A 22,276-nucleotide genomic window follows, 5' to 3' on the forward strand; every position below is an offset into this window, starting at 1 on the left:
TAGATAAAGAAGTTTTTTAGATAAAGTACAAGCCCCGCTGTGGCTCCGGGTTCGTTCAACGGAACGAACCCGGAGGCCTGGCGGGGCTTGCGCCGTTAATGCGGTCTTTAGTGCGTTGAACCTGGACGTTCTGCTCTGCCGGGGCTATGGTGGTAGAAGTCCGCAATGAGATGCCAGACACAATAGTTGTGCCGTGAAGATAACCAGCAGGGGAGAGGGCCCAATGAGCCAGAAGGATACTCAGCAGGAACATGCTGAGCAGGCGCATCCTGCAAACGAGCAGGATAATGCACCCCGCATTGCCGTGGTGACCGATAGCGCCGCCGCCCTCGACCCCGAGCTCGTGCAACGCCTGAGCGCTCGCGGTAATTTTGTGATAGTTCCGATGCCGGTGACTATTCGCACGCCCGGTGAGCCGGATCGCCAGCTGCAGGATTTGACCGCCGCCGAGGTGGATGAGGCGATTATGCTTGCGCACGTGATGGGTCAGACGGTGAGCACTTCCGGGCCCGCGCCGGGCGTGTTTGCTGATGTGTATGACGAGTTGGCGTCGCGAGGTTTTACGCATGTGGTGTCGGTGCATCTGTCCGGTGAGCTCTCGGGAACGGTGGAGGCGGCACGCACCGGTGCCCGCCTGAGCCGCCTGGGTTCTAAGGGCGTGAGCGTGGTGGATAGCCGCACGGTCGCCGGTGCCTACGGTCATGCGGTGGTGTGCGCCCTGGAGATGCTGAACTCTGCTTCCTCTGATTTTGTTCCGAGCCCTGACTACCCGAGCCCTAACTATCTGAGCTCGGAACAATTGAGCCCCGCGCAGCTGGTGGACTACATTCAGTCCGTCTGCGAGCAGTCCACGCTCTACTTTTATATCCCGACCCTGGATGCGTTGCGCCGCGGTGGCCGTGTTTCCCCTGCGTTGGCGATGGTGGGGCAGATGTTCCAAATTAAGCCGATTGGCACGATTGTCGAGGGCAAGCTGGCGTATGTGGAGCGCCCCCGCACTGCGGCGCGTGCTCTGGAGCGCCTGGTGGAGGTGACTGTGCAGACCTGCCGTGAACATCAGCATGCGGCGGCGCTCAGCTCTGCTTCAGTGGGCTCTACTGCCACCGACCCCGTTAGTTCTTCGCTTGCTGCATCCCCGCGCGGTGAGGTGGTTGCGGTGCATCATGTGGGTAATGCGGCGCAGGCGGTGCAGCTGTATGAGCAGGTTCAGCAGATGCTGGGGGAGAGCTCCCTAGTTCATGATGCCGCCGTTTCTTCGGCGCCGGAGTTTCTGGTGAGTGCGTTGCCGCCGGTGCTGTCGGCTCATTCGGGGCTGGGGGCTGTGGCACTGGTCGTTTATTAGGATTGTGTACTAGCCGCCTATCCGGTGTGCCCGTGTTGACCCTGTGCTGAGTGCTCGTGCGGTCTACTTGTGCTGTGTGTCCGCGGATGTGCTCGTGCGGTGTTCCTGCGCGGTGTTCCCGTATGATGCGCCGCGGGCGACACGAAACACGACACGAAAACTGTATGCGGGGAGCGTATATAACCCGTTTTAAGGCTATGGTGTGTCTTACGTTGGGCTCGCCTGTTTTCGCGTGAGAAATTGCACTGCGTGCGAGCACTCAGAGCGTCATTGAAACCCATTCGCAGGTGAAAGGGTGTTTTTTACCCTCAGATTTTGCCTTGATATGGCGCGGTTTTTAGTAAATGTGCGTTTCATGTGTGTTTATGTTGCCGTGACCGTATCGCAACATTTTCTAAGGGTGAACACAACGCAAAACAATAGAAAACAATGGGTTTTTGCCGGTTTTTATAGCACAACTCACAAAAATTTCTTGATGGAACACACCAAAACACACACAAACTAAGGTAGGATTGTTACCAACAACGGCGGAATGCACCGGGCAACATAGAGCACGGATGAATCCGACTAAACCAGAGCCTGCAAGGCATCGGATTCGTACACCGCCACCAACGCACTGACAAGGAGATACTCCAGTGACTGTACGCGTAGCAATCAACGGCTTCGGCCGCATCGGCCGCACCTTCTTCCGCGCAGCTCAGGCCGAGGGTGTCGGCTTTGAGATCGTCGCAATCAACGACCTCACCGATGTTGAGACCCTGGCACATCTGCTCAAGTACGACTCCATCATGGGTCGCTTCAACGCAGAGGTTGAGGTCAAGGAAGGCGCGCTGGTTGTTGACGGCAAGGAAATCAAGATCCTCGCTGAGCGTGACCCCCAGAACCTCCCCTGGAAGGACCTGGGCGTTGACGTAGTCCTCGAGTCCACCGGTTTCTTCACCGACGGTACCAAGGCAAAGGCACACATCGAGGCTGGCGCTAAGAAGGTTATCCTCTCCGCTCCCGGTAAGAACATTGACGGCACCTTCGTCATGGGCGTGAACGACGACCAGTACGATGCAGCTAACCACCACATCGTCTCCAACGCATCCTGCACCACCAACTGCCTCGCTCCGATGGCTAAGGTCCTGAACGACGCATTCGGCATCAAGCAGGGTCTGATGACCACCATCCACGCATACACCGCTGACCAGCGTCTGCAGGATGCTCCCCACCGCGACCTGCGCCGTGCACGCGCAGCAGCTGTGAACATGGTCCCCACCTCCACCGGTGCAGCAGCAGCTGTTGGCCTGGTTCTGCCCGAGCTGAAGGGTAAGCTGGACGGCTTCGCAGTCCGCGTTCCCACCATCACCGGCTCCATCACCGACCTGACCTTCACCGCTGAGCGCGAGGTCACCGTTGAGGAAGTCAACGCAGCAGTCAAGGCCGCAGCTGAGGGCCCCCTGAAGGGCATCATCAAGTACAACGAGGATCCCATTGTGTCCAAGGACATCGAGGGTGAGCCCATCTCCACCGTCTTCGACGCACCGCTGACCAAGGTTATCGGCGACCAGGTGAAGGTTATCGCTTGGTACGACAACGAGTACGGCTACGTTGCACGCCTCGTGATGTTCACCAACAAGGTTGTGGCATCCCTCTAAGCCCCAATGGGCTTGCGACGCTCACCGAGTGTAAGCGTCACCCCGCGTAACTAACGCATAGTGAACCCCGGCACCACCGCATCAAGCGGCGGAGTCGGGGTTTGCTGTACCAAGATCCTGTGTAAGGGTCTTAATAAAACCCCAAAAAACGTATAAACATACTAGTTTCCGTCGCCCTTTTTCGGGTCAAAAATACCGTAAGAAAATAGCTGATAGAGAGTGCGAATATCCGCGATATTCTGCGGAGAAACACCATCTAAAAACTATTTACTAGGCTGTCAATCACCCTAATGTTCGGTATGATGGAAACGGTATATAAACCCACCTATCCAGGAGGAATTCCTATGGCTAAGGCACTGTCCGAACTGCTCGAAGAAGGCGTCGCAGGCCGCCACGTTCTCGTCCGTTCCGACCTGAACGTACCCCTGAAGGACGGCATTGTCACCGACGACGGCCGCGTCCGCGCATCCCTGCCCGTCATTGAGAAGCTTGCCAAGGCTGGCGCACGCGTTATCGTGACCGCACACCTGGGCCGCCCCAAGGGCAAGGTCGACCCCCAGTACTCCATCGCACCGGCAGCTGCACGCCTGGCTGAGCTGGCATCCGTGCCTGTGAAGGTTGCAACCGACCTGGTAGGCGAGGATGCAAAGGCTAAGGCAGCAGCCCTGGCTGACGGTGAAGTTCTGGTCGTTGAGAACGTCCGCTACGACGCACGCGAAACCTCCAAAGATGACGCAGAGCGCGGCGAGTTCGCTGACGAGCTGGTCGCACTGACCGGTGAGAACGGCGCATACGTGAACGACGCATTCGGTGCAGTTCACCGCAAGCACGCTTCCGTCTACGACGTTGCTAAGCGTCTGCCTGCATACCTGGGTGACCTGGTGAAGAAGGAAGTTGACGTTCTGGCTAAGACCCTGAACGATCCCGAGCGTCCCTTCGTTGTGGTCATGGGTGGCGCTAAGGTTTCCGATAAGCTCGCCGTGATCGACAACCTGATTGGTAAGGCTGACAGCATCCTCATTGGTGGCGGCATGGGCTACACCTTTGCATACGCACAGGGCTACGAGGTTGGCCAGTCGCTGCTGGAGAAGGACCAGGTCGAGAACGTTCTGCGTTACCTGAAGGAAGCTCCCGAGAAGGGCACCGAGATCATCACCGCTGTTGACGTGATCTGGGCTGACGCGTTCTCCGCTGATGCTAACACCGAGGTCCGCCCCGTTGAGGATCTGACCGGCGGTAAGCTGGGCGCAGAGGCTGAGGGCCTGGACATTGGCCCCAAGACCGCTGAGATTTTCGCTGAGAAGATCAAGGGCGCAAAGACCATCTTCTGGAACGGCCCCGTTGGCGTGTTCGAGATTGCTCCCTTCGCTGAGGGTACCCGCGCGGTGGCACAGGCTATCGTCGACTCTGACGCATTCTCCATCATTGGTGGTGGCGACTCCGCTTCTGCAGTCCGTAACCTGGGCTTCAAGGATGAGCAGTTCGGCCACATCTCCACCGGTGGTGGAGCTTCCCTTGAGTACATTGAGGGTAAGACCCTGCCCGGCCTGGAGGCACTAGGCGCCTAATCTGGGTGCACAGATTTAGTACACGGTTTTAGTGTAGGGAACCCCCGCCGGACAGTACTTTCGGTACTGCGCTGGCGGGGGTTTCTTTCTGGGCTTTTGAGATGGGCTCTTCGTGGCTGGCTGTGGGAGGTGGAAGCAGAGAGAGGTGGAATCCGTCCTACCGAGTTCGTGCGCAGAGTGTGCGTGTGTTACCTTGAAAGGTGTGTGATTCTCACTGTCACCGAGAGGGAGCACACATGCAACGAGTGTGAGCGAGGAAGCTCGTTCACTGTCACATCAACTTCCGGAAGTAAATATATGGTTACTTTTCAGGCTTATGCCGTCCCTGTACCTTTTCAAGGTGAGTACGCTGAGGTTCTCACAACGAGGCTCTCACGATGCGGCTCAAGCATCTAACTCAGACAAGTCAGATGTTGACTCGCTAAAGGTATTTATTCGTTTAATGATCTCATTTGTTATATGAACAATGAGTGTTCTTCTTAAGTTGATGCATTAGATATTTCAACTTACAACAAATGTAGAAAATTTATGTAACCCCAAGGATTATTGCGGTGAGTATTATTTATCCTACTTCTCGTAGAAGACTTATAAAGAGTGCGCTTGGAGTTAGTAGCGTCTTAGCTTTGAGTGCCTGCTCATCCACGCCAAAAACCAAAGAGAATAAATCAAAAGAAACCCCTTCGGCGACAGCGAGCGCTTCTCCGAAGCATAATGCCTACGCAAAACCGTTTCATAATGATCGTGACTATCGACGAACATATGAAATCGGTGATATCAACAATATTGGTATATATGAACCGGCAACGGAGGGACATCCCGCATACGCTGCACCGCCTCCATACTATGAGAACGCTTTTGAACGGGATATGACAGCAACCTCTATGCGCTATGCCGTTACATATTACGCAAACTATCAGAACTACATGCTTCTAGCCGGTGATGCACGGCGACTCTATCTTAAAAATATGCTAGGAGGATTGTTCTTCCCCACCATTCAAGAACTCTACGACAAAGGCGCTGGCTGGGTTATTACCCCGAACCAGCGAATTCTTGCCCTCACGATTCTTGAACGTCAGCCCCGTATTGTGGATGAAGCAAATCACCTATGCGAAATTAACGTTCGATACGATCTGAACCGAGAAGCGAAAGTGTTTATCGCAGCGGAGAAAAAGCTCTACCCGATTACTGATTTTGACACCCGCAACCTTGTTACAAACGGTTCCATCTACGGAACTATGGTGTGCCGATTCTTAGATCCAAAGTGGGAAGTGAACTTTACCCCCACAAATGGCTCAACGCAGGGGAACTAAAGGAAAGGAAACACAATGAAGGAAAACAATAACACCCCTGTTTCTTGGGAATCCTCAACCGGCGATAACCCATCAGAGCAGAAGAAGAACCCCAAAATCTCTCGTCGTGCCCTGTTACTGGGATCTGCTGTGGTAGGTACCGCTGCGGCATCAGGTCTGTATGTAGCTGGCTCAAACTTAAAATTTTCGTCAAACGAACGAACCTCGCAAGAAGATACCGCGTGGAAACGAAACCAGGCACTAGCCGCAGCCGAACCCACAACAAAAATTGCAGACGAAGACAATAAGAACGCTGCAGGAGGGCTATACGGTCGGCTGGTGTACACCGCATACCGCAAGGACGGTCTCTACGTTCCCGCAACCCGTGAGAGCCCCGCACAGAATGTACCCTACCCGGTTATCCAGGAGAAGATGAATACATACGATATTTCAGGTATGTACTTGTTCTTTGCCTACTATAATGCCGCCAAGAACTACGGGTATTTGACCGGTGACCTTGAGCCCCTAGCAAAGATAGTTGACCCCGAAAAAGTTATCTTTTCTAATGTGTACGAATTTATCGCCAATAACCAGGGGTGGATTGTTTCGGACCAAGAAATTGAATCGTATATGGTGCAAACCCCCGGATACGGTAGTCGAGAGATTCAGGGACGAAAAATATACAAGATGCAGACGGAATTGTCGATATATGGAGACGCTTATTTTGTGTATCGCGATACCGGCGAAGTGAAGTATTTTCGGGATATGTTTCATACTGACCGACACCCGACTATAAATTTCTACGGCGAGTTTTTGGACGGACGCTGGGTAAGCGTTGACGAAAATCTGCAGGGCGATCTCTTATTACCCAAGGGTGCTTCTGTGGCTGGATATATGAAATAGGTTCATGAATTCAAATTATCGTTAGGTAATGAGAGATATATTTTAGAAAGGAGAGGAAATGACTGTCGACCCGGAGTGGACTAAAAAATTCTTCAATCAAGAAGACTATAGGGGAGAATACCATCTTGTCGATACTGACATGATTGGGGTTCACGCCCCAGCTAACCAGGAGCATCCTGCATATTCCTCACCTATACCGGGATATGTTTTCTCATACAATCCTATATTTACAGTTCAAATTTTAAAATATTTCTGTGAATATTATTATGGATGCCAAAACTATATGCTTTTGGCATCCGATTCGCGCCGCCTCGAATATGCAATGACCGCCCAAGAACTATTCTTCCCCGCCATTCAAGATATCTTTGATGAGGGAAAAGGCTGGGTTATCACCCCCAACCAACAAATCTTGACCATGCACATTCTCGAAGCACAACCGCGCATCCATAACGAAGAACAAAAAATCTTCGACTGGAACGTCAAATTCGACATCCTCCCTGAAGCTAAAGTCTTCCGCAAGGATACCGGGCAGCTACAGCCCATCGCCGACTTTGATACGCGCGGACTCCTCCGCGACGGAGCAATCCACGGCACCCTGCGCTCCCGTTTCCTTAACCCCGGATGGGACATCCACTTCATCCCCGAAAAGGAGGCCTAACCATGGGGCCCCAACGCAAAGAACAGGAGACGAACGGAACGCTGGGTTCCTCCCCGGAAGCTCCGCCGGCATCTTCTGGTCAGCTACTCGCTCATCAGCAGGAACCGCGGAAGCCCCGCTTTTCTCGTCGTGCCCTCGCAATAGCAGGCGTAGGAACCCTCGGTGCCGTCATCGCCGGTCGGCAGACCGGTATCCTCGCCACCAATGAGGAAAAGCACGAAGCGCGCCTTCTTAAACGAGATAGAGCACTTATCGAGCTGGCACCTGAACAAAAATTTGATGATTATGTAGACAGTGGAAGTTCATCCGGTCTGCTCGTGTACACCGCCTACGAACGCAACGGCAGGTACGTGCCCGCTACCGAAGAGCGTGCCGCTCAGAATGTGCCTTACCCCGTTCTGCAGCCAGGTATTGATGAATATAGTCGCGGTGGTTTTTATACTTTCCAAGCATATTTTTATGCTGCCCTGAACTATTTCTACTACACGGGAGATACCAAACCACTATCCAAAGTAGTTACCCCTGAAAAAGTGGTATCTAAAGAGATTCTTGAAATGTATCAGAGAAACCTTGGGTGGATTGTTTCTGCCCAGGATCTCTACCAGGTTAGAATTAGGATTCCCGGAATCGGTACGCGGTCTAAAAACCGTCGCAAGATATATCAATACCAGGGATCCACTTTTATCCCTGAGGATGCATTTTTCTGTGTACGGCAGACAGGAGAGAAACTACCTATCAATAAGTTCTTGAAGACCGGCGAGGAGGAATATGTATTCCTTTATGCGGAGCACCTGCGCGGCCGCTGGGTGCTGGTGGAAGACGATAAGGACGCCACGCCGTTGTACCCTCCGGGATTCTCCCTCGAAGGGCTAGAGGTATAAGATCCCATCTTCCCGGTAGTCGCACGACATCATCGATAACCACACCACATCAACCACCCTAGGAGACATATGGAACAGTCACCCCAGAACCCCGGTGAGCCCGCGCAGGATAGCACCATGCAAGCTAGCACCGTGCAGGGCAGCCCCTTGCCGGAGAATACTGCGCAGAGCAATGCTGTACAGGAAAACACCGTGCGGAACAACGCTGCAGAAAGCACCACGGTAGAAGCCAGTGCAGTACCTACCGCGACCGTCCTCCAGAGCCCCGCGCAAGACCCCGCCGTAGATGGTGCCGCCCCCGCAGAGCCTAAGCGCATGGGCCTGTATGCACTCGTCTGTATCCCGGCTGCAGTTCCACTAGGAGCATCTATCGGCGGGATACCTCTAATGTGGCTGTACCTGACGTATACGACAGGTCCTAACGCAACACCGCTGATTATCATGAGCATCATCATCTGGGCGTGCGTTGCGTTCGCATACTGTGCCCTCGTCGCCTGGATTACCGAAGCAATCGCCACTCGCAAGCTACCTTGGGCACAATCTCTCGGCAAATGCGCACGAGCGATGGCACTCGATACAATCATCATCACCATCATCATTCTCTGTCTGACTGCATCTGTCGTAGGAAACCGCTACTAACACACCGTAGACAAACATCACCGGCAGAACACCGGCAGGGTAGAGCCCCTAAGCTCCACCCTGCCGGTACTTCGTATCCGGGCTCAACACGATTAGTGAACGTAGGGTGAGAATAGTCAAGGCTATAGCATAAAACCGCGCCGAACCAGTGAAAATATGCCGCCAACCCTCTAAAATAGAAAAGGAAAATTCCGAACAATAACCCCGCCCGGCATACCGCGCGGGAAAGCTAAGGAGCGAACTATGTCGCGTAAGCCCCTCATCGCAGGCAACTGGAAGATGAACCTCAACCACGCAGAGGCAGTCACCCTCGTCCAGAAGCTCGCATGGACCCTCGACGACGCAAACTTCAACTTCTCCGCAACCGAAGTAGCCGTCTTCCCGCCCTTCACCGACATCCGTTCCGTGCAGACCCTCGTCGAAGGCGACAAGCTGGACATCCTCTACGGCGGCCAGGACCTCTCCGTCCACGACTCCGGCGCATACACCGGCGAAATCTCCGGCGCATTCCTCTCCAAGCTCGGCGCAACCTTCGTGCTCGTCGGCCACTCCGAGCGCCGCACCTACCACCACGAAAGCGACGAGCTGTGCGCAGCAAAGGTTCAGGCAGCATACAAGCACGGCCTGACCCCCGTCCTCTGCGTCGGTGAGCCCCTCGAAATCCGCGAAGCAGGCACCCACGTCGAGTACACTCTCGAGCAGTTGCGTGGCTCCATCGCAGGTCTGACCGCTGAGCAGGCAGAAACCCTCGTCATCGCATACGAGCCCGTCTGGGCAATTGGCACCGGCAAGGTTGCAACCGCAGACGACGCACAGGAAATGTCCGCAGCAATCCGCGCAGAAATCGCTAAGCTCTACTCCGCAGACGTTGCAGAGAAGGTTCGCGTTCTCTACGGCGGCTCCGTCAAGTCCTCCTCCGCACCCTCCATCATGGGCAAGGAAGACGTGGACGGCGTGCTCGTCGGCGGCGCATCCCTGCAGGCTGACGAATTCGCAGCAATCGCACGTTTCGACGCATAAAACCCCGACGCGCCATAGCGTCTCATAGCGTTACAGCGCCCGGCGGGTACCCACCCGACCGGGCGCTGAACCATTTAACCACCACCGGAGATAGCGGTGGATGTATGAGGCGGGCGTAAGAGGAGGGTGCATGAGGCGGGGGAGAAGAGCCGGGCGCGTTCGCCCCTAACCGCAAAACCCATCCAGAATACGCCGACCCCGCAGTTCGCCCCGTACACTTAACGGCATGTTCAGCTTTGGTTTTTCCCTGGTCATCGCAGCTCTCGTCGGCATGATTCTCTACAGCTACCTGCGCAACCGCAAAGTGGGTGCCCCGCGCCTACCCGGCAACGACGGCGGGAACATCGGCTACGCAGGCGGCGCAGAATACCAGGAACCCTCGCCCGAATACCAGTACTTCGAGAGCCGCCGAGAAGCATTCCTCGACCAGCTCTACAGCCGCACCTCCTCACCGGAAATCCCCGTGACCCTCACCCTGCGCGACTGGGTAGACCAGGGCTTCTACGCTGAAGGAGGCGCCTACTGGGCTGCCGCGCAGCAGTTCACCTACTACCTCATCGACGGCGGATACGTGCGCGCCTACGACACCGAAGGCGACGAACTCACCGCCCAGCGTGTGCTCACCGACCGCCCCGCAGCCCTGCAGCTGACCCCCAGCGAATACCAGCGCCGCAGCAACCGCGCCGCGTAAAAAGCTGCCCCAACGTGACCGAATGGCGGCTGTAGCGTATAGTTAAAACCGTCTGTCTGCACCCCGCAGCCCAGGCACCCCACCAGAAGACAACGAAGGAAGGTCCCCATGGACGTCATCATGAACGTACTCATGGTCATCATCGCCATTACCAGCGTGATCGCAGTGATGCTTGTGTTGCTCAACCGCGGTCAGGGCGGCGGCCTCTCCGACATGTTCGGCGGCGGTATGACCAACTCCCTGAACTCCTCCGGTATGGCGTCTAAGAACCTGATCCGCCTGACCGTCACCGTGATCGTCATCTGGGTTATCGCAGTGGTCCTGTACGGCCTGGCAATGCGCTTCAACGGCCAGATTGTCGTCTAGCTAGAGCCTCTCATCAGAGCCCACGCCCACCCCACCGAGGGTGAGCCAATAGAGCTTCTCCCCGGCACTTCTCAACCGAGAATGCCGGGGATTTTTTATGCACCAAACTGCAATGACGAAAGCGGTAGCGGGACGCGAATCTTTACGGCATGATAGGACGTATACACCACATACGAAAGGCAAAGAAGCCATGAGCGCCTACACCCTCGACTACACGTACACCGCCCCGTCAGCCATCATCGACGGCGCCGACTCCCGCGCGCTCAGCCTCGCCACCAGCGGCGGCAGCACCCCCGAAGGTGCCGCCTCCCACCCGTACTTCTTCTCCGGGTTCCTCGAACGAGCAGACGTCTACGCCACCGCATTACTGGTCGTCGCCAGGGTCGCCCGCACCCGCTTCTACGTACCGCCCAGCTCCCTCGCCGCAGCCCTACGCGCCGCAGACCCCGTCGTCACCAGCACCGCCGAAGGCCTACGCTTCGAATCCTTCAGCGCCTGCTGCGGAGTGTACGCGCGCCTCGATGTTGACTCCAGCGCACTCGACGCCAGCCACAGCGCCGTAGGCGTCACCAACGTAGACGTCAACCCGCCCCTGCGCGCCGCGCTCGCCTCCCTCCGGGCAGGGGAGCCCATCCACCTGAACGTTGGCGACGACGGGCTGCTCACCACCACCCTTGACGGCTCCGTCATGGAAGAAAAAGTGCCGCTGCCCATCCGCTGGCTCAAAGGCTTTGCAGAAACGCAGATGCTCTCATCCCGCATGAGCCCCGTGCACAGCCTGGACGCTGCCGCCGCCCGAACCTTCATCCACTCCCTGCCGCGTAACTCCAGCACCAAGGCGGTCCTGTGGGCAACCCGCGCCGTGCGTTCACTGCGTCTTGCCACCCGCGCCACCGCCGGATCCGTATGCGTGGCGGGCCCCGAGCGTCTGCGCGTGCTTGAGCCGCTCATCCGCCACATTCAGCGCCTGGAAGCCTACAGTGAGCCCGTGACCGCCGGTAATGCGCCCGTGCCCAGCGTGTGGGTGGCGCACCTGCCCGGCGCACGCCTGAGCATTGGTTTGAGCCCCGAAAAGTCACGCGGGTTCTCCGGTGAGGGATCCGTGCTGCAGGCGCTGTCTAATCCGAGCACCGCCCAGAATGCTGACATGCTCAGCGTACTGCTCTCCTTCGAGCCGCGCATTGACGTGCCCGTCATGTCTGCCCGTGCCGGCCTGGATGAGGCGGCAACCCGCGACGCCCTCGCCCTGCTGGCTTCCTCCGGTCAGGTTGGTTTTGATGCACACGCTGGCGAGTATTTCCACCGCCCGATGCCCGTGCATCCGGAGGCGCTGACTGCCATGCACCCGCGCCTGGTCGGCGCGAAAAAGCTTGCCGACTCCGGCGCTATTGAGCGGGTCGGGGCGGGGGAGCACGGCACCGGTGAGTACAGTGTGCGCAGCGGTGAGAACACGTACACCGTGGTGCTGCCCGCCGACCCGTACGCCGTGGAGGGGTATCTCTGCTCCTGCCCCTGGTGGTTGAAGTACCGCGGTACGCGCGGCCCCTGCAAGCACGCGCTGGCGGTCAGTATTCTCTACCGCGAACACGCCGCCGGCTAGACACTCCACGCACCGCACTAAAAGACGACGCCCCAAAAGCTCGCCTCAGCTTCCTTCCCGAAAGACCATCATGAGCAAACGCCCCGAAACGCACACCTTCCCCGAAGGTGTCATCACCGAGCCGCTCCCCGGCGAGGTCATTTACCCGCTCACCAGGCAGCAGAAAACCTGGAGCGACATCATGCACTTCAACCGCAACCTCGCCAACATCCTGGCGGTCGGTGGTACCCTCGAACAGATCTACCGCCGCTGGCAGTACTTCGACATCACCACCACCCCATACGGCTCCCAGCTCGGTAAAAACACGCCCGGAACTGTCACGCAGGACCGCGTTAAAGCCTACGCAGAGTTCGGCTGGTTCACTGGAGGCGTTGCCATGCGCCTAGCTGAGCTCTACGGCGGGGCGCGCCTCGAACACAACGAGGAATACTACACCGCCCTCATTAACTGCGACCGCGAGCTGATCCTCCCGCTACTGCGCGAGGACGAACAGCTCCGCGAAGAGCTCATCTGGGGCATGCTCGCCGTCGAAGGTAACCGGGACGTATCCCTCACCCAGCGCGACTCCTACAAGCCCGGGCAGAAGGCCAACAACCCCGGCTGGTCCTGCGCCCTCATCGAAGCCACCGAAACCGGGCTGATTAGCCGTGACCGCCTCATTGACGCGCTCCTGAGCTCCCTCATGAGCGACTTCCCGACGTACCGGGTCGGCTGGTTCTCACGACTGGTCACCGGACTCAAACTCACCGCCGAAGAAATCGCGGCACGTCAGAGCGAATTTCTGACGCTTTTCTCCTCGCCCATCGGCCCGAGCGTAACCCTTGGTGTGCAGCATATTCACCGCCTCTGGAGCAAAAACCCGCAGGCGCTGGATGCTACCGCCTTCGCCTACGCGGCACCCGCCGTATGTGCCGGAACCAAAGCAAACGCACTCAAAATCCTGACCATGCTCCAGACGCTGTACCGGGCGGGCACCCTCGACGCTGCAGCCTGCGAAGACACGGTAGTCATGGCGCTCAGCCACACCCACGCGCAGGTTCAAGCCGCCGCCCTCAACCACCTCGAAGAATGGGTGCAGGCGGGCGCCGCAGACGATACGAGCGCCGACGCTGTCGTGTTTGCCGAGCGTGCCCGCGAACTCTACCGCGACTACCGACCCCAGCTCGATCCGCTGGTTGTGGCGCAGATTCAGGAAAAGGGCTCGCCGCTCCTCGAAGACGGGTACAGCCCGGAGAATAGCTGGGGGAGTGGCGAGGACAGCACCGCCCTCACTGAAGCTGCTGACATTGAGGCCGCTGCCGCGGAGGCGCTCGCCGCCTCCCGCACCGCAATCCACCGGTACTGGGATACCCCCGTACGCCCCGTTACCGTATCCGACGTGCAAGAACGCGCCCGTGCGCTCCTGCACCATCAGGTCGCGCCCAGCGCCACCCCCGATACGCTCAATGAAGCGGAACTTCCCGAAACGCACGCCGGATGCGAGCTGGAGCTGGAACTACTCACCGCCTACCTGCTCAGCGCCGACGGCACCGCGCAGAGCCCGAACCTGCTCGAACAGCTTGTTCCTATCTGCCTGAAAAAGCTGAACCACTGGGGTTTGGAGTGGTTCGACATGCGCGCGCATTTGACGGTTCTTGCCGCCGCCGGGAAGCTGCGTGAGCGCGCGAAGGCATCGGAGATGACCCCGAAAGAAGACCCCGGTACGGTGCCGAACCTGCACTACATGTACTCCCGCCACGCCGCGTTCTTCAGCACCGGATTCAAGGACGCCCTCGGTGTGCTGCAGAGCAGGCAGAGCTACACGCCGCTCGCCACCCCCGAACTCTTGAGCGGGTGGGTGCATCCGGATACCCTGGTGCGCCGGTACGCCAAGAACCTGGCTGATGGAGCCCCCATCCTGCGCCAGGATTTCACGGCGGCGCTACTACGTGTGCGCGTGCCGGAGATGCTACCTCCGTACGCTACCGACGAGCAGCGGCAGGAGGCACAGAGCCGCCGAGCTGAGGCGCTGACCCTGCTTGAAAGCCTCGAAGAGCAATACGTGAAGAACGCTCAGGAGGACGCTCCGCGTTCTGCTTCTACACAGATTCGCGTGCTCCGCTCCGCACTCGACGGCACCCTCGCCACCGGGCGCGTCAACCCCTACCTGGAATCCATCACGGTATCCCAGAGGGAGAAAAGCTGGGGCCTTCAGCTGAACGGGGTGAAGGACGGCGCATCCACCCCCGAGTTGAACGCTTTCCGCGGCCTCGCCGCCGCCCACCACAGCGAAGAAGGACAGTACGCCCTGCTCTACCCCTCGCGGGCAGAGCCGCTGGCTTTCTACTGCGCTAGTAGCAACTGGTACATCTTGGATTACAGTGCCTTTGACCGGAGCCTGTATTTGGCGTTGGCGGCGCACCCCGGCGCGTGGGGTCCCGCCTGCGCGTTCGTGTTTGCAGCGGGCTTCTCGGAGCAGCGCGTCGAGATTCGTTCCCTCGCCGCGGAAATCATGCACCGCGTGCTGGACGACCAGCTCAGCCTTGAGGACGCCACCACCGGTTTCGTGAACTTTGTGCCGCTGGCGATGCTGAACCGTTGGGCGCTTGCCCTCACCGACTTCGCCCAGCTGGATGCGCGGGCGGCGGTGCGCTTCTTCGCGCGCCTCATACCGCACCTGGATACCGGGGCGAACTCGCTCGGTAAGCTGCTGGGCGCCTTCAGCCAGGCGTTGGCGACTCTCGACCCTGCTACCCGTGCGGAGCTTGTGGATGAGCCGCTGCGTGCTTGGTTGGGTACGCTGACCGGTTCTTCGCAGAAGGCGCGGTACGCCCGGAATATCCTCAACCAGGTGCAGGGCTAACCGCCCCGTCCCTCTAACTTGTCACAACCATTCACCATCAACTCCGAAAGCAGGTACCAATGACTGATACCGCCCAGCCGCATAACCCTAACGAGCGCAGCGCCAGCGAGCATAACGTGGGGGAGCGCACCCTCGAAGAGCGCCGTGCCGCCCTCAAAGTCCTCATGGAGGCAGAATCAACTGACGTGCAGGAATACCATGCCGTCATCACCGGCGCCACCGAGGAGGAACGCACCTCCCTCGCCCGAACCCTCACCCCTAAGAGCGTGATCGGTAGCGACCACATTAACCGCACCCCGCTTGCCGCCTACGTTGCCGGGGCGCTCGTGCGCACCCCCGACGGCGACCCGTGGGAATACCACCGTTCCGCCGGCCGCGCCATGCGCACCCTGCTCTGGGAGGGGCGCCCGGATCAGCAGCTGATTGACGCGTTCCTGCTCGGGGCCACCGAACGCCCCGAGGAGTGGATTCTGCGTTTTATTGTGGGTCTGCCGAACTCTTGGGCGCGTTCGAAGAAAATTTGGGAAACTTGCTATACACTGCTTCGTGCCCGTAACCTGAGCTGCGATGCCCCCGAATACCTGGTCCTTTTCCTGCACGAAGCCCTGCCCTGCGTGAAGAAGGACAGCGCGAGCAACCACGCCCAGCTCAAGACCTTCTTCACCCGTGACATGACCCTGCTCGACCAGGAATTCTGGGCGGTCTTCCGCACCGAGGGGGTGCTCTTCAAAGGCTACGGCAACTACATGGGTGAAAGCGCGGAACTGTGCCACCTCCTGGGTGAATACTTCGACATTCGCGACGAAATCCTGGACGCCCTGCTACGCGGCCTGACCAGCGATTTCAGCGCCTTCAACTCGGCAGCTTTCCACTCCATCTACACCGACCTGCAGCCCACCGACGCAGAAAACCGGGCACGCTTCGGGCAACTCATGGCTGTCCTCACCGCAGAGCCCAGTGCCTCCGTCGGATTCGCCCAGACCATGCTGCAGAACGTGCTCAAAGCCTGCGCACCCGCCGCCCTGCAGAAGAACGAAAACGCAGAGCTAGCACCGCTAGAACAGGTCGAGCTGGAACAGCTCATCGACGCACTCGGCGCGAACCTCTACCGCACCGAAAAGAAGATTCAGCGCGGCGCCCTGCGCCTGCTCAAGCTCATCGCCACCCAGTACGCTGGTTTGAGCAAAGCCAAGCGCAAGAAGGCACAAACTGCCGAGCAGCTGGCGCTCGCCGACTACATTGCTGAGCGCGTCCTCGAAGCCTACGAGGTGCTGCCCCTGGAGTTGCGCGGTGCCGCTGAAGCCTGCCTACCCGAAGACCGCCTACCCCAGGCCGAAGAAGCGGAGGCGGCGGGCGCCTCCGTAGAGGTACCGCCGGTGCTGTTTCCCGACGTTGAGCACCGAGAACCCATCGCATCCATCGCGGATTTGGATGAGTTCTGCACTCTGCTGACCGAGGAATCGAACACCACCTCGGGTCGAATTACCGGGGACGAATCTCCCCGCACTAGGGGAGAGAACCTGGCTCGTCTTTACCACTTTGCCGCGACCGACAAGCTGGCACCGGTGGATCAGCAGCAGCTTCGTACCCTGCGCAAGATTGCCAGCGAATATTACTACAACAACGTCGCGTGTATGCCTGCGCTCTGCGCCGTGTTGGAAGCTAACGCCGAGGCAGCCGGGTACGAGTCCTGGGAGCTACCCGAGCTGACGCCGCTCCTGCAGTATTCCAGCCGTAGTGAACTGGTTGCGCGAACCTACTCGAACAATGCCATCCTCAGCAAGGAAGAGCTGGTGCGCCTGGTCGTCCAGAATAAGCACCACCTCTGGGCACATGACTCAACGCAGTTGAAGGGATACCGCGACCTCCACGAGATTTTCCGGGAACAGATGCGTGCCGTCGCCGCCGGGGGAGAGTACCGCACGGACGGACGCACAGTGCGCCTGCTGAGCGCACCGCTACCCGCCCGTCAGCTTACCTACAGTGACTGGACGTACCGCATGGTCTCCAGCCTGGACATCCCCTGGAGTGGCTACAACCGCGGTCTCGATTTTGATCGAATTGAGGAATACCGGCAAGCCAGCCAGGAAGGTCGTCTTCGCGAGGCAGGCTTCGAAAACTTTAACGTTGAGGAATTCGTGGAGTACCAGCCCATGTGGCAGGTCGCGAGCGACATTGCGGGTACCGTGGATGAGGCACGCGAGGCTATGAGCCACGCAACCGCTGGCATGAGCCCCGAGGAGGCTACCGCCTACGAAGCGCTTAACACCGCCTTCATTCCCTTCGTATATTTGCTGAATCTCGACAGGGTCGACAGCTGGCTGGGTGATTTCCTCCCGGCACTCACCGAATGGGCGTCCTGGTTGCTTCAGAACAACCCGGACCTGCTCTCGGCATACTTCTTGTTCGCGGGGAGGGCCGCTCTCGACTATAACAATGCGACTCCCGTATTGCCGCTTCTGCGCGCACTGAGGGAGTCCACCGTGCAGGTGGGCGCCCCGACCTGCACCCTGCTCGGCTACGTGGCGAGCGCGAAAAATCCTGAGTACCGTCTGGCGGCGGCAGAGGCCATTGCAGCGCTCTTTGAAGCGGGCCTGCTGGATACAGGAACCTTCGCGGAGACCCTGAAATGGGCGCTGGAGGACGGGATGGTCCTTGCGAACCGCCTGGTGGCGACCCTGCGTGAGGTGTCGTCTATCGGTGTTCTAGCGGGTTGGCGTGTGTTGCAGGTTCTGCGCCTGCTGCTGCCGATGGTTGGTGGGCTGACGAAGGGCGGCGACTATGTGCGCCTGGCGGTGGAGCTTGCCGAATTGTACGGCACGCCGGTTGAGATTCCCGCGGTCCTGGAGCCGAAGATGAAGGGCTCCACGGTGCTGGCGAAAGCACTACGCGCCTTAGCCGCCGTGCCTGCCCGCAAGACAGAGGAGGCGCTTGCCGCCCGCGAAGCCGCGCTCGCGCTACTGGGTGAGTCCTAACCCGAAAAACCTACCTGCCGGTGATGCTACTTGCCTCTTAGCTAGAGCCTCACCGGCGGGTGGAAAACCCCAAGCATGCTTCGGTGACGAAACGGCTTGACCACCCTCGCGGGGCGGGAGTAGTCTATAAGTAATGGCGGATCATGAAGAGTCCTACTTTCTGAAATATCTTTTTCTTATATTTGTCGGATTCTTCGCTTCCCGCCATTTTTCTTTTAATCCCCCGTTCCCACGCGGCTGACAGATGAGCGGCTAGCAGATAAGCAAGCGACCGATCAACAAGCAACGGATAAACACCGCCGAGACTCCGCGATACGTACCCGCCTGTTGCCCCCGCGAATATATACCCCCGCAGGTCACCGATGACCAAACCCAGCGACAACCAGCACCCACGCCGCTACGATAAGAACATAGACACACCACCGACGGTGATAGCCGGGTGAGACCAACGGAAAGGACGACCCGTGACCACTCCCTACGACGCATCCCCCTACCTGCAGGAATCACCCTACTTCGACGAATCCGCCTACCTTCACGGCGAAGCGCCTGAGGGCCTCAGCCCCCTCGTGCGCCTCATCCTGATGCGCCGCTACGGCGTGTACGTCTTCACCGACCTGTACGGCCCCTACTACCGCTCGAACTACTCGAGCATTAACGACCTGCACCACTCCGGCGCATTCGACACCGACCTGGGGCGAGTATCCGTCCTGAGCAATTGCGGTCTGACCCTCAGCCCTGAGTCCCTCGCCCAGGCGCTGAACGCCAGCGCCAACGAATTTGCCCTGTTCGCAACCATCTGGTCCTACGAGTACGGGTACCGTCCCGGCCGCGTGTTCCGCCGCGACTTTGATCTGCGCGCCCTGACGCTCACCGACGAGCAGCGCTACACCGAGCAGATTATGCACTACCTCTCCAACCCGTACTACAACCCGGACGGCACCGAGCGAATCCTTGGCGGTCTGCCCGAGAACTACGTGCCCTACGAGTGGCAGCAGCCGATGAGCCGCTCCAACTTCACCAGCATGGAACGCAACCGCCGACCCCTGCAGATGGTCAGCGGCGTGCAGAACGCCCTGATTATGGCGGGTGCCCTCTACCAGCAGCTACTCGGTCAGCAGCAGTCCTACAACCAGACCGACCAGCGCGACCTTGTGGCGTTGCGCCGTTTCCTCGCCCAGCATGACGTACTGCCGGCTGCCCGACCGGAGAACACCAGCCGCGAAAACCGCGTGTTCATCGCCGCCTGCCTGCACCCCGAAGACGCTGAGCACCTGCACACCATGAAGGAGGCGCTCGCCCTCGCCGCCGCCTACTCGCGTCTGCGTTCCAACGGCACGGTGGGGGACCTGAGCCTGAGCATCGCGCCGCGCCTGAAGCTGCGCCGTAGCGAACGCACCCGCATTGCGCACCTGCTCAACCGGGTGCTGAAAGCCGACCCGGTCGGTGCCCGCTACGACAGCGCACCCGCCGCCGAAATGTACAAGCGCCTCGTCAAGGCGGTTCACCCCGGCGACTACCCGTCACTGACCGCGCTGAGCCGCTGGGCTGACGACCTGTACCGCGGCGAGGTGTACAGCTTCGAGTCGCTGGTAGACCGCGCCTACGCAACCCGGGATGCGCAGAACGTGGCACGTCTGCTCTCGACCCGCCCCGGCGTGTTTGCACGCCAGCTGGTGCGCGCCCTGGATGCTTTCGAAGCGCCCCGCTACGGCATTGATACCGCGCCGAGCCCTGGCCAGCAGGTCATCTTTGACGCGTTTGCCGCCGTGGCGCCGCGCGTTTCCGCACCCATCCTGGTGCAGATTCGCAACCTGGTGACCCTGCAGCGTAACGCGCTCACGAACCCGCCGAAGGAGCGCCCCGCCAACCCGGTGGCGGTACAGGAGGACCGGGAGCTCGCCGACTATGCGCGCCGCAACCCGGAGGGCGTCGCGAGGGTTCAGAACCTCATACAGAACGCGGGCATCCCGAACCCGCTGGGCTCGTTCTTTGACCGTAACGCCGGCCTGTCTAACCCGCACACCTCTGTCCCCGAGAGCCCGCTAAACACTCAGCCTACCGCCCCGCAGCGCATGAACCTGTCCAAGACCGGTATCGCAACCATGATTCCGGCGCGCGAATACAGCCCGGCGGTGCTAGACCTGCTGGAGCGCCTGGTCGAGATTGGCCTGTCCGGCCGTCTTGCCGAGACTTCCATCTACCTGCCCGAGCAGGTGGGCGATACGATTATGCCGCTGAACACCCGCAGCGCCCGCCCCTCTCTGGACGGCATGGGCCGCTACAACACCTCAACGGTGCACCTGCCGCCCACCGGCGTGATTCGCCTCTTCTGCTTCTGGGATGAGGGCGTGGACATTGACCTGTCGCTGATGATGTTCGATGCCGAAGGCAACTACATGGACAAGATCAGCTACTGGTCGCAGACCGTGAAGAACAGCCAGGGCGCCATTTACGCGCACCACTCCGGCGACATTACGGACGGTACCGGCGGCGCCTGGGAGTACATCGACATTGAGGCACGCAAGGCGCTCAAGGCGCAGGTGTGCTACCTCGTGCCGGTGGTGCAGCTGTACTCCGGTTTCGGGGAGGCACACACCCTGGCCGCGGTAAACGACCTGCAGGCGGGCTTCATGGTGGTGCCCGCCGTGGGTGTGGGCGAGGTGCACGAGGTGAGCCAGGTACACACCAAGTTCACCTTGCGCGCTGAGAGCCGCGGCGTGCTGCCGTTCATCGTGGACCTGCAGAACCGCGACCCGTACGACATCCCCGATGAGACCGACGCTATCGTGAAGGTGACGGATATTGGTCTTGCCCGCGGCATTAACGTGTTGCAGTCTGGGGCGAACATCACCGCCGTGCGTGAGCACTTTGACTGGGCGCAGCCCATGACGGTGCGCGAGTACCTGCAGCTGACCGGCGCGAAGCTTGCGGCGAGCCCCGAGGAGGCGCAGCAGGTGCTGGAGGCTACGGTTCCGTCGCTGGCGGCACTGTACGTGGGCTTCGAGAATGAAGCGGAGGAGGCCCAGGAACAGTAGCCGCAGGGTCCTGCCGCCGCTGAAAAGTAGGCGAAAAGTAGGCGGGCGTAGCAAGAGTGGAGCCCCGGATAGTCGAAACTATCCGGGGCTCCACCCTATTGTCATGTCATAACATTTTGGAATCTACGTTGGATGATGAAGATGTTACTGGCTTACTTAGGCGACTGCTTCGAGCTGTTGGCTCACGTACTGGTTCAGACTCTGGTGAGAAAGCGCTGCCTGCTGAACCAGACGACGATGCAATTGCGGTGAAACACGCAAGTTGAATCGTCCTGAGAAGGAACGCAGAGAGAACGGTTCGGGTGCCTCGCGGCCGTCTTCTTCAAGAATTTCGAGGGTGTCGGCGACGACTTCTCGGATACCTGCGAATGCCTCGGTAGAGGTTGGGGCCAGGTATGAGAGGCTGGGAAATTCGGTGACGGTTCCGACAAATTCCTGGTCGTCTTCAGACCACTCGACGTGGTAGGTGTAGAGCTCTTGGCGGGGGAGAGTACTAGTCATCGTTATTCTCCAGTTTTCGAATGGCAGTTAGAACCTGCTTGACTTGGTATTTCTTTGCTTTACCAGAGTTTCCCTGCTGAATGTTGACAATAGGGTCACCATGCCAGGGGGTGCTGTAGTAGTGGTGAGATCCGCGGATACGCGGCGCTCCAAAGAAATGGGTGCATACCTTTTGAAGTTGAGTGAAAGTAACGTTTTGAGGGCTGGAGGCCATCTTCGCGACTAAATCTTCAATACTCGGCATACTTTATAGTACCACTTCTAGTACCATTTTGGGGTGACTTACAACCATAGAGAAAAGCCCCGGATAGTCGAAACTATCCGGG

17 protein-coding genes are annotated in these 22,276 nt (G+C 58.9%); 15 read left to right on the forward strand and 2 right to left on the reverse strand.

Annotated features, from left to right (window positions below; genetic code table 11):
- The first annotated feature begins 223 nt into the window (after positions 1-223).
- From NML54_RS03615 to NML54_RS03685, 15 genes are all read left to right on the forward strand, one after another.
- Complete coding sequence (locus NML54_RS03615) at positions 224-1,342, forward strand: DegV family protein (protein ID WP_254755954.1); 1,119 nt, start codon at positions 224-226, stop codon at positions 1,340-1,342.
- 635 nt (positions 1,343-1,977) lie between these two features.
- Entirely contained in the window at positions 1,978-2,982 is a 1,005-nt protein-coding gene (gene gap / locus NML54_RS03620; RefSeq protein WP_254755955.1) for a type I glyceraldehyde-3-phosphate dehydrogenase, read from the forward strand.
- A 344-nt stretch (positions 2,983-3,326) separates the two neighbouring features.
- Positions 3,327-4,550, forward strand: coding sequence for a phosphoglycerate kinase (locus NML54_RS03625; RefSeq protein ID WP_254755956.1), 1,224 nt, complete (start codon positions 3,327-3,329; stop codon positions 4,548-4,550).
- A gap of 551 nt (positions 4,551-5,101) precedes the next feature.
- A complete protein-coding gene (locus tag NML54_RS03630; RefSeq protein ID WP_254755957.1) occupies positions 5,102-5,860 on the forward strand; it encodes a DUF6318 family protein in 759 nt (252 codons plus the stop codon).
- A gap of 15 nt (positions 5,861-5,875) precedes the next feature.
- Positions 5,876-6,742 carry a DUF6318 family protein gene (locus tag NML54_RS03635; RefSeq protein ID WP_254755958.1) on the forward strand — a complete coding sequence of 289 codons (867 nt, stop codon included), beginning with the start codon at positions 5,876-5,878 and terminating at the stop codon, positions 6,740-6,742.
- A 58-nt stretch (positions 6,743-6,800) separates the two neighbouring features.
- The gene (locus NML54_RS03640) at positions 6,801-7,400 is read left to right on the forward strand and encodes a DUF6318 family protein (RefSeq protein ID WP_254755959.1); all 600 of its coding nucleotides are present in this window, start codon (positions 6,801-6,803) and stop codon (positions 7,398-7,400) included.
- A 2-nt stretch (positions 7,401-7,402) separates the two neighbouring features.
- Positions 7,403-8,281 (forward strand): DUF6318 family protein, encoded by an 879-nt coding sequence (locus NML54_RS03645; protein WP_254755960.1) that lies wholly within the window; start codon positions 7,403-7,405, stop codon positions 8,279-8,281.
- Between the two features lie 69 nt (positions 8,282-8,350).
- Positions 8,351-8,920, forward strand: coding sequence for a histidyl-tRNA synthetase (locus NML54_RS03650; RefSeq protein ID WP_254755961.1), 570 nt, complete (start codon positions 8,351-8,353; stop codon positions 8,918-8,920).
- A 243-nt stretch (positions 8,921-9,163) separates the two neighbouring features.
- Positions 9,164-9,940, forward strand: a complete 777-nt coding sequence (gene tpiA / locus NML54_RS03655; protein ID WP_005509126.1) for a triose-phosphate isomerase — start codon at positions 9,164-9,166, stop codon at positions 9,938-9,940.
- A gap of 226 nt (positions 9,941-10,166) precedes the next feature.
- Entirely contained in the window at positions 10,167-10,631 is a 465-nt protein-coding gene (locus NML54_RS03660; RefSeq protein WP_254755962.1) for a hypothetical protein, read from the forward strand.
- A gap of 108 nt (positions 10,632-10,739) precedes the next feature.
- Positions 10,740-10,997, forward strand: coding sequence for a preprotein translocase subunit SecG (secG, locus tag NML54_RS03665; protein WP_005506130.1), 258 nt, complete (start codon positions 10,740-10,742; stop codon positions 10,995-10,997).
- A gap of 190 nt (positions 10,998-11,187) precedes the next feature.
- The gene (locus NML54_RS03670; RefSeq protein ID WP_254755963.1) at positions 11,188-12,597 is read left to right on the forward strand and encodes an SWIM zinc finger family protein; all 1,410 of its coding nucleotides are present in this window, start codon (positions 11,188-11,190) and stop codon (positions 12,595-12,597) included.
- 70 nt (positions 12,598-12,667) lie between these two features.
- Positions 12,668-15,439 carry a DUF6493 family protein gene (locus tag NML54_RS03675; RefSeq protein WP_254755964.1) on the forward strand — a complete coding sequence of 924 codons (2,772 nt, stop codon included), beginning with the start codon at positions 12,668-12,670 and terminating at the stop codon, positions 15,437-15,439.
- A gap of 59 nt (positions 15,440-15,498) precedes the next feature.
- Positions 15,499-18,414, forward strand: a complete 2,916-nt coding sequence (locus NML54_RS03680; RefSeq protein ID WP_254755965.1) for an endonuclease — start codon at positions 15,499-15,501, stop codon at positions 18,412-18,414.
- Between the two features lie 464 nt (positions 18,415-18,878).
- Entirely contained in the window at positions 18,879-21,449 is a 2,571-nt protein-coding gene (locus NML54_RS03685; protein WP_254755966.1) for a hypothetical protein, read from the forward strand.
- 156 nt (positions 21,450-21,605) lie between these two features.
- Here the strand turns inward: NML54_RS03685 and NML54_RS03690 are convergent, their stop codons facing one another.
- Positions 21,606-21,950 carry a type II toxin-antitoxin system HicB family antitoxin gene (locus NML54_RS03690; RefSeq protein ID WP_254755967.1) on the reverse strand — a complete coding sequence of 115 codons (345 nt, stop codon included), beginning with the start codon at positions 21,948-21,950 and terminating at the stop codon, positions 21,606-21,608.
- Complete coding sequence (locus NML54_RS03695; protein ID WP_005506120.1) at positions 21,943-22,194, reverse strand: toxin HicA; 252 nt, start codon at positions 22,192-22,194, stop codon at positions 21,943-21,945. The genes NML54_RS03690 and NML54_RS03695 overlap by 8 nt, the downstream gene beginning before the upstream one ends.
- Positions 22,195-22,276: the final 82 nt, after the last annotated feature.

Source organism: Rothia gullae (assembly GCF_024294905.1).
Classification (GTDB): Bacteria; Actinomycetota; Actinomycetes; order Actinomycetales; family Micrococcaceae; genus Rothia.

What these genes read in the sequence shown, in the direction of transcription:
- NML54_RS03615 (WP_254755954.1), top strand. Translation starts at nt 224, where the DNA reads ATGAGCCAGAAGGATACTCAGCAGGAACATGCTGAGCAGGCGCATCCT.
- NML54_RS03625 (WP_254755956.1), top strand. Translation starts at nt 3,327, where the DNA reads ATGGCTAAGGCACTGTCCGAACTGCTCGAAGAAGGCGTCGCAGGCCGC.
- NML54_RS03635 (WP_254755958.1), top strand. Translation starts at nt 5,876, where the DNA reads ATGAAGGAAAACAATAACACCCCTGTTTCTTGGGAATCCTCAACCGGC.
- NML54_RS03640 (WP_254755959.1), top strand. Translation starts at nt 6,801, where the DNA reads ATGACTGTCGACCCGGAGTGGACTAAAAAATTCTTCAATCAAGAAGAC.
- NML54_RS03645 (WP_254755960.1), top strand. Translation starts at nt 7,403, where the DNA reads ATGGGGCCCCAACGCAAAGAACAGGAGACGAACGGAACGCTGGGTTCC.
- NML54_RS03650 (WP_254755961.1), top strand. Translation starts at nt 8,351, where the DNA reads ATGGAACAGTCACCCCAGAACCCCGGTGAGCCCGCGCAGGATAGCACC.
- tpiA (WP_005509126.1), top strand. Translation starts at nt 9,164, where the DNA reads ATGTCGCGTAAGCCCCTCATCGCAGGCAACTGGAAGATGAACCTCAAC.
- NML54_RS03660 (WP_254755962.1), top strand. Translation starts at nt 10,167, where the DNA reads ATGTTCAGCTTTGGTTTTTCCCTGGTCATCGCAGCTCTCGTCGGCATG.
- secG (WP_005506130.1), top strand. Translation starts at nt 10,740, where the DNA reads ATGGACGTCATCATGAACGTACTCATGGTCATCATCGCCATTACCAGC.
- NML54_RS03670 (WP_254755963.1), top strand. Translation starts at nt 11,188, where the DNA reads ATGAGCGCCTACACCCTCGACTACACGTACACCGCCCCGTCAGCCATC.
- NML54_RS03675 (WP_254755964.1), top strand. Translation starts at nt 12,668, where the DNA reads ATGAGCAAACGCCCCGAAACGCACACCTTCCCCGAAGGTGTCATCACC.
- NML54_RS03680 (WP_254755965.1), top strand. Translation starts at nt 15,499, where the DNA reads ATGACTGATACCGCCCAGCCGCATAACCCTAACGAGCGCAGCGCCAGC.
- NML54_RS03690 (WP_254755967.1), bottom strand. Translation starts at nt 21,950, where the DNA reads ATGACTAGTACTCTCCCCCGCCAAGAGCTCTACACCTACCACGTCGAG.
- NML54_RS03695 (WP_005506120.1), bottom strand. Translation starts at nt 22,194, where the DNA reads ATGCCGAGTATTGAAGATTTAGTCGCGAAGATGGCCTCCAGCCCTCAA.